Annotated in this window: 12 protein-coding genes; 5 read left to right on the plus strand and 7 right to left on the minus strand. The window is 68.4% G+C overall.

Annotated elements, in window-relative coordinates; all coding sequences use genetic code 11:
* Positions 1–74: 74 nt before the first annotated feature.
* The 5 genes from U5640_RS19915 to U5640_RS19935 all read right to left on the minus strand — a co-directional run bounded on the left by U5640_RS19915 (position 75) and on the right by U5640_RS19935 (position 6,436).
* Complete coding sequence (locus U5640_RS19915; RefSeq protein WP_340377115.1) at positions 75–902, minus strand: SDR family NAD(P)-dependent oxidoreductase; 828 nt, start codon at positions 900–902, stop codon at positions 75–77.
* Positions 899–1,615, minus strand: a complete 717-nt coding sequence (locus U5640_RS19920; protein WP_340377116.1) for an alpha/beta fold hydrolase — start codon at positions 1,613–1,615, stop codon at positions 899–901. Before U5640_RS19920 ends, U5640_RS19915 begins: the two co-directional genes overlap by 4 nt.
* Positions 1,612–4,818 (minus strand): amino acid adenylation domain-containing protein, encoded by a 3,207-nt coding sequence (locus U5640_RS19925; protein ID WP_340377117.1) that lies wholly within the window; start codon positions 4,816–4,818, stop codon positions 1,612–1,614. The genes U5640_RS19920 and U5640_RS19925 overlap by 4 nt, the downstream gene beginning before the upstream one ends.
* Positions 4,812–5,066 (minus strand): hypothetical protein, encoded by a 255-nt coding sequence (locus U5640_RS19930; RefSeq protein WP_340377118.1) that lies wholly within the window; start codon positions 5,064–5,066, stop codon positions 4,812–4,814. The genes U5640_RS19925 and U5640_RS19930 overlap by 7 nt, the downstream gene beginning before the upstream one ends.
* A gap of 98 nt (positions 5,067–5,164) precedes the next feature.
* Positions 5,165–6,436, minus strand: a complete 1,272-nt coding sequence (locus tag U5640_RS19935) for an MFS transporter (RefSeq protein WP_340377119.1) — start codon at positions 6,434–6,436, stop codon at positions 5,165–5,167.
* 340 nt (positions 6,437–6,776) lie between these two features.
* On the opposite strand from U5640_RS19935, the gene proB reads away from it, so the two are divergent.
* The 5 genes from proB to U5640_RS19960 all read left to right on the plus strand — a co-directional run bounded on the left by proB (position 6,777) and on the right by U5640_RS19960 (position 11,594).
* Positions 6,777–7,859, plus strand: a complete 1,083-nt coding sequence (gene proB, locus U5640_RS19940; RefSeq protein ID WP_340377120.1) for a glutamate 5-kinase — start codon at positions 6,777–6,779, stop codon at positions 7,857–7,859.
* 2 nt (positions 7,860–7,861) lie between these two features.
* Entirely contained in the window at positions 7,862–9,112 is a 1,251-nt protein-coding gene (locus tag U5640_RS19945; RefSeq protein ID WP_340377121.1) for a glutamate-5-semialdehyde dehydrogenase, read from the plus strand.
* Entirely contained in the window at positions 9,112–10,308 is a 1,197-nt protein-coding gene (locus U5640_RS19950; protein WP_340377122.1) for a pyridoxal phosphate-dependent aminotransferase, read from the plus strand. Before U5640_RS19945 ends, U5640_RS19950 begins: the two co-directional genes overlap by 1 nt.
* 612 nt (positions 10,309–10,920) lie before the next feature.
* On the plus strand, positions 10,921–11,175 hold the full coding sequence (locus U5640_RS19955) for a type II toxin-antitoxin system VapB family antitoxin (RefSeq protein WP_340377123.1): 255 nt from the start codon (positions 10,921–10,923) through the stop codon (positions 11,173–11,175).
* Positions 11,175–11,594: a PIN domain nuclease gene (locus U5640_RS19960; RefSeq protein WP_340377124.1), complete on the plus strand. Its 420-nt coding sequence runs from the start codon at positions 11,175–11,177 to the stop codon at positions 11,592–11,594. The genes U5640_RS19955 and U5640_RS19960 overlap by 1 nt, the downstream gene beginning before the upstream one ends.
* A 46-nt stretch (positions 11,595–11,640) precedes the next feature.
* Here U5640_RS19960 and U5640_RS19965 read toward each other — a convergent pair whose 3' ends face one another.
* Positions 11,641–11,814 carry a hypothetical protein gene (locus tag U5640_RS19965; protein WP_340377125.1) on the minus strand — a complete coding sequence of 58 codons (174 nt, stop codon included), beginning with the start codon at positions 11,812–11,814 and terminating at the stop codon, positions 11,641–11,643.
* 250 nt (positions 11,815–12,064) lie between these two features.
* Positions 12,065–12,817: a hypothetical protein gene (locus U5640_RS19970; RefSeq protein ID WP_340377126.1), complete on the minus strand. Its 753-nt coding sequence runs from the start codon at positions 12,815–12,817 to the stop codon at positions 12,065–12,067.

Consider the following 12,817-nt stretch of genomic DNA (forward strand, 5'->3'; position numbering starts at 1 on the left):
CTTTCGGAGGAGACGCTGATCGAGAGGTCCAAGGAGTGGGGTACTGCTCGCGCCCGGACGTGCCGCCGTGCCCGTCACCACATGAACTGTCCGCCGTCCACGACGAGCTTCTGTCCCGTCATGTACGCGCTGTTCGGGCTGACGAGGAATTCCAGGGCGTTCGCGATCTCTTCCGGGGCGGCGATCCGCCGCTGCGGTATCTCGTCGAGCATTCCGCGCCGGGCGTCCGGATCGTTCAGGTTGAACCGCTCGACCAGTTCGTCGGTCTCGGTGTTGCCGGGAATCAGGCAGTTGACCCGGATGCGGGGGGCCAGCTCGAGGGCGAGGCACTTGGTCAGGTGCAGCAGACCCGCCTTGCTCGCACAGTAGTTGGCACCGTTGCGGCGGGGACGGATGCCCGTGGTGGCGCCGACGTTGACAATCGTCGCGTCGGTGCCGGAGGCCACCATCGCCGGTGCCAGCGCGCGGGTCAGATAGAAGACACCGGAGAGGTTGGTGTCGACGACCCGCCGCCAGTCGTCGTGGCTCATCTCCAGGAACGGACGGTCGACGTTCATCCCGGCGTTGTTGACCAGGACCACCGGCGCCCCGTACTCCGCCACGACCGCCTCCGCCGCTTCGACCACCGAGGCCCCGTCGGAGAGGTCCACCCGCACGGTGTTCAGCCTGGGGCCCACCTCCCGCACCGCCCCGCGCGCGCCCTCCTCGTCGGACCGGTACAGCGCGTTCACCTGGAAACCCAGCTTCACCAGACGGCGGCTGAAAGCGAGGCCGATACCGCGGGTTCCGCCGCTGACGACGGCTACCGGAGGCCGAGCCGTCTCCGTCGTCCCTGTTTCGGCTGTCGTCCCTGTCTTGGCTGTCGTCCCTGTCTTGGCTGTCGTACCTGTCTCGGGTGTCATCGCCCGTCCTGGTTCTGGAACGCGTGAATGGCCTCGGCCAACTGGGGAAGGTGCGCGGGTTCGAACACGTCGTAATGTCCGGCGTCGAGGCGGACGACTTCCAGGTTCGGCGCGAGTTCCCGCCAGCGCCGTACGGCGGCCTGCCGGTCGCCCTTGTCGTACGGGGAACACACGAGGAGCAGGACCCTGCCCGGGTAGACCGACTCGGTCGCGTAGTCGGTGAGGGCGGCGGCCTGCGCCGCGAAGGTGCGCACCACACTGCCGACGGACCGCTGATCCGCCTTCGGGCCGAGATCGGCCACCATCTTGTCCCGGATCCACTCGTCCTCGCCCGGCTCGGGCACCCGGGGCAGCGGAGAACTGTCGACGATCACGAGATCCGGCCGGTGTCCGTCCTCGGCGAGCCTGGCGCAGACCTCCCATGCCACGAGGCCGCCGAGTGACCAGCCGACCACCGACCGCGGCACCTCGGCCGCCCCGTCGACGATGCCGAGCACCGACTCGGCCATCTCCGCGACCGTCGTCTCCGGCTCCTCGCCCGGCATGAGCCCCAAGGGCCGTACGAAGTCCACGGCACGGGTCCTGCCGAGCACCGAGGCCAGCCGCCAGTACGGGGTGAGTCCGCCGCCGGCCCCCGGCAGGATCAGGCAGCCGGGGCGGTCTTTGCCCCGTGCCATCGCGATGAGGCGGCCGGGCACCGTCGCGGCCGTCATGCCCGGGCCTCGTCTTCGGCCGGGCTCGCCCGTACGAGGTCGGCGAGCGTCGCGATGGTGGGTGACCGGAAGAACTCGGCTACCGGGACCGTCGCGCCGTACTCCTCCTGGATCTCGGCGAGGGCCGTGAAGATGTTCAGGGAGTGGGCTCCGTAATCGATCAAGGACCGGTCGCGGGCGATCCCGTCGGTCTCCAGGATCGACGACCAGATGGCGGCCAGTCCGCGCTCCAGATCGGAGGCGTATTCGACCGTGGTCGCGGCCGCGTTCGTCTTCCGCTCGGCGATGTGCCGGTCCGCCACGGCGACCAGGGCGTCCCGGTCGGTCTTGCCAGTGCGCGACGTCGGTATCCGCTCGATGTCGAAGGTCCAGGACGGCGACATGTACGACGGCAGTACCGCGGAGATCCGGGCCCGGAGCTCCCCGTGATCGGGCTCGGCGCCGGGCTCCGCGACGAGGAAGAGGACCAGTTCGCGGTCGGCCCCGAGCCCTCTCGCCACCGCGACGGACTGCCTGACGCCAGCTGCGGTGTTGGCGACCGCCTCGATTTCGCCGAGCTCCACCCGGTAACCGCGGATCTTCGTCTGGCTGTCCTGCCGGCCGAGGAAGATCAGTGTCCCGTCGGCGTCCCGCACCACCTGGTCGCCTGTGCGGTACATGCGCGAGGTTCCGTCGCCGGAGAACCGGTCGGGCAGGAAACTCGCCGCGGTCCGTTCCGCGTCAAGATAGCCGTCCGCGGGGCTGACGCCGCCGAGATGGAGTTCGCCGGGTACGCCGACGGGTGCGAGATGGCCCGTCCCGTCGACCACGTACGCCGCCACACCCGGCAACGGGCGGCCGATCGGTGCGTGGGCGGGCCACCGCACGTCGTCGCCCCGCATCTCGTGCACCGTGGCGGCGTTGGTCTCGGTGGGACCGTAGAGGTTGACGAGCACACATTGCGGGTGGTCGACGAAGAACCGGCGGATCTCGTCGTCGACGAGGAGCTGCTCACCGGAGACGCAGACGCGCCGCAGGCAGGGAAAGCGGGCCGAGGCACGCCGTGCGGCCTGGACGAACGGGCGGAGGGCCGCCACCGGCAGGAAGACGTGGCTGACCCGTGTCTCCTCGACGCGCCGGACCAGCGCCGGGAAGTCCCGCCGGTCGGCCGGCTCGCGGGAGACGACGGTGCCGCCCGATGCGAGTGTCGGAACGATCTCCTGGAAGGAGACGTCGAAGCCGAGGGGGGCGTACTGGAGGAAGCGTGTCGTCGCGTCGTGCTCCATGGCAGAGATCTGCCACGCGGCCAGGTTCAGCAGAGGCGGGTGGCCCATCACCACCCCCTTGGGGACGCCACTCGATCCCGAGGTGAACATCAGGTACACCGCCGAGCCGGCGGAGCCGCCCGAGGCACGGGGCCCGTCGCCGGGGACGGAGAGTTCGGCCAGGCCGGTGGTGCGCGTCCCGGGGAGGTCGAGGCCGTGGCCGACGATCAGGCGGCAGCCTGCCTGGTCCACCATGTGAGCGAGGCGTTCCCCCGGCAGGCTCGTATCCAGCGGCAGAAAGGTGGCACCGCAGCGCAGGATCGCGAGCATCGCGATCACGGAGTCGCACAGCCCGTCCGGGCACAGGCCGACGACCTGCCCCGGTGTGACGCCCCGCCGGGCCAGTCCGTCGGCGGTCCGCTCGGCGGCGGCCAGGAGTTCGCCGTACGTCAGCTTCCGCAGGGGCTCCTCGACGGCGATCGCGTCGGGCGTACGGCGAGCGGCCCGCTCGATCCACTCCGCGAGACCGCGGGTCGGAGCCGGTGCCGGACGGCCGGCATCCGCCGACTGGACCGCCGGGTCCGGAAGGTCGCCGTCGGTGACCGGGTCGGTGAACAGGTCGGCCAACGGACGGGTGCCGTCTTCGAGCGTGCGACGCAGTGCCGTGCGCAGCGACGCGAGCAGCGCGTCCGCGACAGCCTCCGATATCAGTTGCCGGTCGTACTCGAGCTCCAGCAGCCATCGGCTCTCCACCTTCGTGGCACCGAGCCACAGGTCGAACTTCGCCGTTCCGTTGCCCGGTTCCCGCACCCCGACGACGGCGCCGGTCGTTTTCCCGTCGAAGGTGTCCTGCATCGCGAGCATGCAGGAGAACAGCGGGTTGCGGTTGCTGGTGCGGTCCTGCCCGACAGCCGCCACGAGCTGGTTGAGCGTGACCGCGACCCTGGCGCGGCAGTAGTCGACGGCTTCCCGGACGGTCTCGGCGATGTGCTCGTCCACCGGGCGCGACCAGTCCACGTCGACCGTGACGGGCAGGGTGTTGACGAAGAAACCGCAGAGGTCGTACGAGCGGACTGTGCGCCTGGCCGACAAGGGACTGCCGATCAGGACCGTGGACACACCGCCGTGCCGGGCGAGTACGGCCCCGTAGACGGCGCTCAGCAGTACGAAGGGGGTGACGGAGAGCCGCTTGCAGGTCTCCTGGACGTCGGACGCTTCTCGCTCGCTGAGTAGCCACGAAAGGCGTGCACCGGAGAAGTCCGTCTCCTCAGGCCGCCCCGGCCGGGGGTTCAGCACGAGAGGTGGGGCGCCGCGCAACTGCTCGGCCCATACCCTGACGTGCTCGGCCGTCTCCGGCGAGCCGGAGGCCCGGTTCTGCGCCTCGAGTTCCCGAAGAAAGGCCGATTCGCGAGCCTCGCGCAGCGCTTCGACGTCCTCTGCGGTGAGCTTCGAGGTCAGCGCGGCTTCCAAGTCCCGCGTGAGCGGCCCCATCGAGACGCCGTCCCCGACGATGTGATGGCCACACAGCAAAATGGCGGCTGCGGAGCCGTCAGTGGCACGCACGTATCCGAATCGACAGGCCGGCCCTGCCGCGAGGTCGAACGGGCGTTGTCCCAGCCGCCTCGCCAATGCCTCGGTGGCCGCGGCGTACTCGCCAGGCGGTACGTCCACCCGCTCGAACGGCACATGCCCCATCTCCGGCGGAGGGGTGAACCTGGAATGCATCCTCGGCAGATGACCGAAGACCTGGCGCAGCGCCGGCTGAACCGTCACCAGGACCGCGAGGGCCTGTTCGACGACGTTGTCCGGCAGCCGCGGATCGAGGTCGAACTGCATGATCTGGTTGTAGATCTCGCGGGTCGGCACCCTGCTGTCGACGACGAGCAGCCCCTTCTGGGAATCGGTGATGGGCAGAAGGGCGGGGTCCGCCGTGCTGGAGGCCGCGGTGTTCTTCAGCATGCGGCACCGGTCTCGTCCCCATCGTTGGCGACCAGGCTGGTGAGCCAGACCTTGAGATCCCCGACCGTCCGTACGTCGACCAGGCCCGCGGCGTCGATCTCCGCGTCCGCGCCGACGGCGACCTCAACGGCAAGGCGCAGGAGCGACAGCGACTCCAGACCGGCCTCATGGATCAATGTGGAGTCGCCGAAATCTCCCGTGGCATAGCGCGCGATCATCAAATCGAGGTCTGGCGGTGTGGTCAGCACGTTGTCTCCAGCTACTGCCGATGGCTCGTACGCCGCGATTCTTCCGAGCCGAGTTGTTCTCTCGATGTGCTGCCGATGCGTCTGCCCTGTGACGTGTGTCAGCCGGCTGCGATCCGGGCTTCGACTTCGGTGAGCACCTTCGGCGTGAAGACGCGCAGGAAAGGAACGATGACCACCGCGGTGGCCACAGCGAAGAGGCCGAACGTCACCCGGTACCCCAGCCACTGGGCGAGCGCTCCCGACACCGCGGCACCGACCGGGATGGAGCCCCAGGAGAAGAGCCGGGCGGCGGCGCTGTAGCGGCCCATCAACTCGGCACCCACCAGCGTCTGACCAATGCTGCGGGAGTTCACCGCCCACAGGGTGCCCCCCATGCCGCCGAGGAACGCCGCTGCTCCGATCGCCCAGACGTTGCTGGTCAACGCAGGGACAGCGACCATGGAAGCGGTGAAGAAGACGTTTCCGAACATGACCCACCGCCGGCCGAAGAGCCGGTTGGCGAGGCCGACGCTCATCGTGCCCACGACACCCCCGACGCCCAGCGCCCCCACGAGCATGCCGTAACGGTCCGCGCTCAGGCCCAACTCCTCGGTCGCGACCAGCGGCATGAGGGCGAACCATGCGGCCCAGCAGGTGATGAGCCCGGTGACCGTCAGCGAGAGCAGCCGCAGCAGTCGCTGGTTCCACAGGAACCGCAGCCCTTCGCCGATCTGCTGATGGACGGTCGCCTTCGGCTGGTCGGACTGCCGTGGGATCCGGAACCGGCCCACCAGGAAGGGCAGGATGAGGATGGCCAACGCGTATCCGCCGATGGTCGCGCCGAGCGCGATCGAAGCGCTCGCAGCGACGAGGATGCCGCCCACGAAGGGCCCGGCGAACTCGTTGCACAGCGTCTCCGCCGCTGTCACCCAGGTGTTGGCGCGCTCGCGACCGGCCGGTGCCACGGCGGCCGGGACCAGCGCTGCGGCGGACGTCAGAGCGATCACCTCCGCGACACCGAGGATCAGCCCGCCCCCGTACAACAGGGGAAGGCTGACCACGTCAGTCGCCACCGCGGCGAAAAGACCGAGCACCGCAGTCATACGCATGGAGTTGGCCAGCCACAGGAGCTTGCGGCGGTCAGACCGGTCGACCAGCACGCCCACGTGCAGCGCGACCAGCAGCCACGGCAAGGTCAGGGTGAGCAGCACGCCCGAGACCAGAGCGGGTGAGTCGGTCAGTGACGTGGCGACGAGCGGGAGCGCCACCTTGGTCACGCCGTCGGTCAGATTGGTCACGGCGGTGAACGACACCAGCACCCAGGTGTTGCGCCTGCTGGGGTCCGCCGGGGGCGACTGCGGGGACAGGCCCGACGGCGAAGTACTGGACAACGTATGGTCTGTCACAGGAGCTCCCGATTCAGATTCGCCCCGTGATCGAGGCACGCAGTGTGACGTCGGGTGAGTCCTGAACAAGTGACTTTCCCAACTGATGAAGCGTCAACACTCATACAAGTTTAGTCAGTTGGCGACCCGGCGCAGCGCGACGAACGACCGCGCGGGCAGGGGCGGAGGCCACGTCGAGCGCTGAATTCCGCGGTGCGCAAGCACCCGACAGCGGCAGCGAATCGGCAGCACATTGGGAGAACACCACTCCCGGCAACCATCTCTCCTTGGAAGCGGCCACCCTCCGCTCTCTCATTTCGACTGCCGAGGTTCAGGCGAGGAGACCATGCGGGATGGAATCACCGACGGCACCGGCAACCGGGTCGTCATCAAGGTCGGAACTTCGTCCCTGATCACTCGGGGAGAGGTGGACCCCGTCAAGCTCGACACCCTCTGCACGACGGTGTCGAAGGGAATCGAGGCCGGTTTGGCGCCGGTGCTCGTCACCTCGGGGGCCATCGCCCTGGGCCGGACCAGGCACAGCACTTTGACACAGGAGACGACGGAGGCCGCACAGACCGCAGCGGCGCTCGGTCAGGGAGTGCTGTACTCCTCGCTCCATGCCCGATTTGCCGCGCACGGCCTTGAAACAGGGCAGATCCTGCTGACGCCGCACGATCTCGTCGCGCCGGAACGCGGAGGGGGGGTCCGCCGCACGCTCGACCTGATGCGGTCGCTGGGCATGGTGCCCATCGTCAACGAGAACGACGCGCTGGGCGTGCGCAACAACGACGTACTGGCCGCTCTGCTCAGCGGGTTCATCGAAGCGCGGCTGCTTCTGCTGCTCACCAACGTGGCCGGCCTCTACGACGGCAACCCGCTGCTCGACGATGACGCTGCGCGCATCGCCGAGGTGACGGGGCCGATCTCCGACGTCGAGGCAGTGGCCGGGGGATCCACCGGGGACGGCGGAACCGGAGGCATGCTCGTGAAACTGAGCTCCTGCTGGATCGCCACCCACGCCGGGGTCCGCACCGTGGTGGCCGACGCGATGGACTCCACCGCCCTGGTCGCGGCCTTCCGGGGCGACGAGGTGGCGGGGACCGTCTTCCCGCCGCGCACATCCCACTCCACGTCACCCGATCTCGGTCGCCTGTGGCGTGCGTTCCGGAACCCCCCGAGCGGATCCGTCGTCTGCGACGCCACGGGGCAGCAGGCCATCGAGTCGGGCCGGGCCCTGCTCTGCGGGAGCGTCGATGCGATCAAGGGGCCGTTCGACAGCGGCGACGTCGTGGACATCGTCGGCTCGGCCTCCCGGGTGATCGCCCGTGGCAGCGTCCGCCTCGGCTCTGCGGAGGCCGGAGCCGACGGCCGGTCCGCCTCGGCGTTGTTCAACGACTGTGACTACGTACGCATTCTTGGAGGCTAGTTGTGTCGGTAACCCAGATCTGCCGTGCTGCCGCGGAGGCGTCCGTCGCCGTCAAGCAGCTGACCACAGCCCAGAAGGACCAGGTCCTCCTGGACATGGCGGCCGCCGTCGAGCGCCGGCGGGACTCGATCACCGAGGCGAACGAGCAGGACATCGCGGCCGCCCGCGCGGCCGGCGTCACCCCCACCCTCATCGACCGCCTGACCCTCACCGAGAGCAGGATGGCCGGCCTGGTGAAGGCCATCCACAAGGTGGCGTCGCTGGCGGACCCGGTCGGTGAGGTCGTCAAGGGCTGGACGCGGCCCAACGGGCTGCTGGTCGAGCAGGTGCGGGAGCCGCTCGGCGTCATCGCGGTGATCTACGAGGCTCGGCCCAATGTCACGGCGGAGGTCGCGGCGCTGAGTCTGAAGACCGGCAACTGCGCGGTGCTGCGCGGCTCGTCCATGGCCACGGCCACCAATGCCGCGATCATGGCGGCCCTGGCGGAGGCCATCTCCGAGCACGACGAAGTGCCCGCCGCAGCGGTTCAGCTGATATCCGACCCGTCCCGTGATGCCGCCATGGAACTCATGCGTGCCAAGGGGTACATCGATCTGCTCGTCCCACGAGGCGGCCCGGAGCTGATCGCCTCCGTCGAGCAGAACGCCACCGTACCCACGGTGATCGACGGTGCCGGCAACTGCCACACCTACATCGACGGCTCCGCCGACCTGGACATCGCCACCGCAGTGACGATCAACGCCAAGGCCTCCCGGCCCAGCGTGTGCAATGCGATGGAGACCCTGCTGGTCCACGAGGACCTGGCGGAGTCCTGGTTGCCCGGTGTCCTTGAGCTGCTGGCCGAGGCGGGCGTGGAGATCCGCGGCGACGAAACCGTGCAGCGCGTCTGGCCGAAGGCGGTCGCCGCGACCGAGGAGGACTGGGCCACCGAGTACCTGCGGCTCGTGCTCGCGGTCAAGGTCGTTCCCGATGCCGACAGCGCCATCGCGCACATCCGCCGGTGGGGCACTTCCAACGCGGAGGGCATCGTGGCCAAGGACATCGACGTGGCGCGGCGCTTCACCCGGGAGGTCGACTCCGGCAGCGTCTTCGTCAACACCTCCACCCGCTACTCCGACGGCGGGGAGTTCGGCTACGGCGTGGAGATCGGTGTCTCCACCCAGAAGCTGCATGTGCGGGGACCCATGGGCCTGGACTCGCTCACCACCGTGAAGAACGTGGTCTGGGGCAGTGGCCAGACGAGGACGATCTGATGGGGGGACAGCTGCACACCGCGACGAAGCATCCCTTGCGCACCTCCTTGCTGATGGAGGACATCGGCCAGGCCCTGTCGGTCCAGTACAACAACGTCGTCTACGACATGAAGGCCGCCGGAAGGGACATCATCACGCTGTCCCTCGGCGAGGCCTTCTTCGACCTGCCGCTACCGGCGTTCGACGGGCTCACGACGCCCGGTCTGCACCACTACTCGCATTCCCGGGGACTGCCGGAGCTGCGGCGGCTGCTGGCCAAGTACTACGAGAGCAAGTTCGCGCTCCCGGTGGACCCGGAGACCGAGGTGATCGTCACCGCCGGGTCGAAGGCCGCCATCTACATGGCGCTCATGGTCATCCTCGACCCCGGCGACGAGGTGATCGTGCCGGAGCCGTACTGGCTGAGCTATCCGGCTCAGATCCGTATGTGCCGTGGCGAGCCGGTGATGGTTCCCCACGATGTGCCGGTCTTCAACTTCGAGCGGTTCGTCACCGCGCGCACACGTGCCGTCATCATCAACAACCCGAACAACCCGAGCGGGCACGTCTACACCCGGGCCGAGCTGGAGCACCTGCACGAACTGGCCGACCGGCATGGGCTCTTGCTGATCGTCGACGAGGCGTACAACGAGTTCATGTCGCCGGGCACCGAGTTCCTCGCGGCCGGGGCGCTCGACCCGGACAAGGAGCACACGATCACGGTCAACTCGATGTCGAAGAACTACGGCGTCTCGGGCTGGCGGATCGGATACCTCATCGCCAACCAGCGGCTCTCCGACCAGGTTCTGAAGATCAACCAGCACCTGGTCACCTGTGCGCCGACCATTCTGGCGGCCTATCTGGCCGAACGTTTCGACGACCTGCTGGACATCACCAGGCCGCAGATCCAGCGCACCGTCCAACTACGCAACCGCGTCGGTACCCGGTTCGCGGACTACGGCATCGACACATTGCCCGGCACGTCGACGTTCTATCTCTTCGCCTCCCTGGGCGGCTCCAGCCTCGACTCCACCGAGTTCGCCAGCCGGCTGCTGAAGGAGAGCGCGATCAGCGTGGTGCCCGGAATCGGGTACGGGGACTCGTGTGATCGCTACATCCGGGTCTCCGTGGGCAGCGAGTCCGAAGACCGCATCGCCCGCGGCGTGGCCGCGATCCGCGACCTCATCCAGACCACCACTCCGGGTGCGTCAATTTGATTTGACGACCGAAGAAGAGCGACCGCAAGAGACAAAAGAGCAGCACACGCCTGCAGAGCAGAACCTTCCCGGATCGCAGACCTCGAACCTGCGCATGGCGATGCACAGACCGCAGGTGCCCGATTTGCCGAGATTCCAAGGTCACCAAAGGAAAGAAACCCCAGGCCAAAACCCTGACCTGGGGTTCACCATGGAGCCGCCTTCGGGATTCGAACACGAGACCTACGCATTACGAGACCATGAGCAATCATGTTACTCAGCGCCTCGCCATGCCGCCTGGTGACGTTTTTCCTCATCAGAGCACGTACAGCAGATTGACCCGTACCACCCCGTGACGCATCGCCCAAAGGCATCTGTCCACCGGCTGTCCACCGGCAGGGCTGCTTTGACGGCCACCTCTCGCCGCCCCATCACTTCTGACGGGACCCCTGGCAGGGGTGGAGCCCTGACATGAGGACGACTGTCCATTTCCCCCAAGGAGCGACCGCTCGGCACTCACCGCGACCGCCGCAGTCTCCATCCACGATGAAACCTCCGATCGAAACGATATCTCCCATGGCCGATAAATGATATCGTTGCACTGACAGGAGCATCTGCGAAGGGACCATCCACATGGCCAGGACCGTCATCGACCTCGATGAAGACATGGTCGCCGAGGCCATGCGCATCTTCGGGACCAAAACGAAGGCCAAAGCCGTCCGTCTCGCCATGGAAGACGCCGTCAAGAGGCACCTGCGGCAGGAGGGCTTCGACGCCATGGACGCCGGCGAGCTCGACTTCAGTGAGATCGTCGAGAGCACCGGCCCCCGCAACGCCGACGGCTCCCTCAAGCACGACGATGACCACAACGGGGGCCAGGCCGCCTGATGCAGGACCGCTACCTGATCGACAAGTCCGCCCTCGCCCGCTGGACGAAACCGAGCGTCAAAGAGGTGCTCAGGCCCCTGCATGAGCGCTACCTCCTCGCCGTGTGCCAGCCCACCGAGTTCGAGATGATCCACTCCGCACGGGACAGTTCAGAAGCAACGCGGATCAGCACCTGGCTGCACGCCTTCGACTACCTCCGCACCGACGACGACACGTTCAGCCGGGCTCTCGAGATCCAGCGCCATGCCCTCAACGCAGGCTTCCACCGCGCTCTGTCGCTCCCCGACCTGCTGATCGCGGCCACAGCGGAACTCCACCGGCGAACGGTCCTCCACTACGACGGCGACTTCGACATGATCGCCTCCCTGACGGGACAACCCGCCGAATGGGTCGTACCGCCCGGCAGCGCCGACCGTTGAGCAGGCTGCCCGTCCACCGGGCGAGGTCGGTGGACGGAAGCCGCATTTACGCGTTCCGTAGCGATATCAGCCATGCCAGGTCCGCCGCGGCCTGGCGGCGGACCGTCTGCCCTCGGGTGAACAGCTCCTGGGTCTTCGTCAGCACCAGCGTGTACGGGCGCCCCTGCCGCCTGGTCTCGTGACGCACCGGCAGCTCGGCCGAGTCGATCCTGGTGTGCACATGCCGCCGCCCTCTTTCGCCAGCGGCCACTCATGTACCTGCCGCGACCGGGAGCCGAGGAACGCACCGAGGGCACCGCACAGCTCGCAGCCGCACCCGGCCCAGGCCACGGACCAGTCGTCAGCAGCGCGCGGCGGACGCTCGCGCACCGCGCCGAGCCGGTCCGCACAGTCCCACGCGATCGCGTCGAGCCCCGCCATGCCCCGCTCGTCCGCCGACAACGCCTCCGCGGCGCGGCGCAGGAGCGGCATCAGACATTCGAGCACCGTGTCCCCGCGTTCGCGCAACGCTGCCAGGATCCCGTCCCGCAGCTCTTCGTCGGCCGCCGCCAGGACGTGTCGCAGTGGCAGGGCCAGCTGCTGCAGCTGCGCACGGCGGTCTCGGCCGGTCCTGTTGTGGTCCACAGCTGAAGGCCGCTGTCCACCGCGGCCCAGACCCTGGCGGACAGCAGCTGTGCCACCGTCGGTGCTCGATGTGCACGCAGCGCCACGCACAGCCCGGGCGGTTGCTCGGTCCACTGGTACTGCTGCGGTTGGAGGCGGTGCTCCGAGGCGAACCAGGCGTCGAGGACCCGGCGCATCCACGCGGTTCCGTACCGCTCGGCTGCCGCGGCCAGTGCGCCCGCGTGCTGCGGGCCGAGTGTGCCCGCCTGGAACGGCTCCAGTAGCATCGCCGCGGTCTCGGCCGCATCCAGGCCTGCGGCGACCTGCAGCGCGCAGTCCAGCAGCTCGGGTTGCGGGTGGATGTGCTTCCAGAACGGTGCGAGGGACTGGGCCTGGTGTCGTGCCCTCTCCAGGTCACCTCGCGCGATACCGGCGCGCAGTTCCTCCAGTGCCCACCCCGATCCGGCCTCGCCGCGTGCCGCGAAGGCCCGCTCACGCGGCCACACGACGACCGCGGCCCGTCGGTACCACCGGTCCAGCGTGTTGCCGTAGTTGCCCATGTAGCCCTCGTACTGGGAGTCGTAGGGCGTCAGATCCGCGCTCGCGGTACTCGCGCACAC

Source organism: Streptomyces sp. SS7, from assembly GCF_037993025.1.
Taxonomy (GTDB): Bacteria; Actinomycetota; Actinomycetes; order Streptomycetales; family Streptomycetaceae; genus Streptomyces.